Raw genomic sequence first — 1,384 nt, 5'->3', positions numbered from 1 at the left:
TGCGCGTCCACGCTGACGGTCACGGGGTCGCGCAGGGCCTCGCCCGCCAGCGCTTGCACGGCCTGCGGCAAGGTGGCGGAAAACAGCATGCGCTGGCACCGCGCGGGCACGGTGGCCAGCAACGCCCGCACGTCGGCCAGAAAGCCCAGTTCGAACAGCGAATCGCCCTCGTCCAGCACCAGCACGTCAAGGGCGGAAAGGTCCAGGTTACCGCGCCGCAGGTGGTCCAGCAGCCGCCCCGGACAGGCCACCACGATCTCCACGCCGGTGCGCAGCCGCAGGGCCTGCGGCATGATGCCCACCCCTCCGTAGATGGTGGTGGAGCGCAGGCGGGTCATGGATCCAAGTCGTCGGATGTGGTCGTGGATCTGCTCGGCCAGTTCGCGCGTGGGTGCCACCACCAGCGCCCGCACCTGCCCGCGCGGGCCTTCCAGCAGGCGTTGCAGCAGCGGCAGTGCGTAGGCTGCGGTCTTGCCCGTCCCGGTGGCGGCCAGGGCCAACACGTCGCGCCCGGACAGTGCGGCGGGGATGGCCCGGCGCTGCACGGGGGTAGGCAGATGGTAGCCCATGCTTTCCACCCCGGCCAGCAGGCGGGCGTCAAGGGGCAGTTCGGCGAAGGTCACGGCGGAAACACTCCGGAATGGCCGGGGGCCGGGCTGTTCGGACACGGAACGCGGAACGCGGGACCGCAACGCCGGGTGATACTACGTTGCCCCGGCGGCCGTGGCAATGCCGGGAAAGGTCCGGACTTGCCATCCCCCACACCACGCGCACATCGTCCTGCCCGGCTCCCCCCGCCTCCCTTCCGCCGGCCTGCAAACTGGACATGGCGCGCCCGGCATGGAACAGTGCGCCTTCCGTTTTCCGGCCACCGCAGCCGTCACGCCAACCGCCCCGGAGTTTCCATGCTCGATCTGCTGTACCGTTTCGGCATCACCCCGCGCCGCCTGGCCACGGAATTTCCCCTGCCCGGCAGCCCGGAACGCTGCCTGAGCCGCACGGCGGTGCAGGATGACGACGGACGACTGTGGATGCTGGAACGGCTGGCCCCGGCGCAGGCACCCCGGCGAGAGGCCATGGGCGACCTGCTGGCGCAACTGGCGGACCCGGCAGTGTCCGGCCCGGAACTGGCCACGCTGGTGCCCGCGTACCTGCCGGTGGAGGATGGCGACCTGCGACATGTGCTGAAGGCGGACTCCCCGCCCCACGCCGGGTACTGGCAGCTTTCGCCCTTCGTGCCCGGCGCGGAACCGCCCCGCCCGGACTATCTGGACCACGACTGGCGCGGGCGCGCAGTGGCCGCCCTGCTGCTGGCCCTGCAACGGGCCGGTGACAACCTGCCCGCTGGACTGCCCCCCGCGCCGGTACCGCCGCTGCCCGCATT

The 1,384-nt window shown here is 71.7% G+C and carries 1 protein-coding gene and 1 pseudogene; one reads left to right on the top strand and one right to left on the bottom strand.

The annotated features are described in order from the left end of the window. Positions 1-623, bottom strand: a 623-nt coding sequence (locus FVW27_RS15820) for a DEAD/DEAH box helicase (protein ID WP_167126958.1), incomplete at its 3' end; no start/stop codon positions are given. A 282-nt stretch (positions 624-905) separates the two neighbouring features. Between FVW27_RS15820 and FVW27_RS15815 the strand changes: the two are divergent. Further along, positions 906-1,384, top strand: a pseudogene (locus FVW27_RS15815) (aminoglycoside phosphotransferase); the annotation flags it as partial.

The sequence above is a fragment of the Nitratidesulfovibrio liaohensis genome (genome assembly GCF_011682075.1).
Lineage (GTDB): Bacteria > Desulfobacterota > Desulfovibrionia > Desulfovibrionales > Desulfovibrionaceae > Cupidesulfovibrio > Cupidesulfovibrio liaohensis.
Note: the sequence above shows the minus strand (reverse complement) of the source record. Positions and strands in the feature narration are given on the sequence as shown.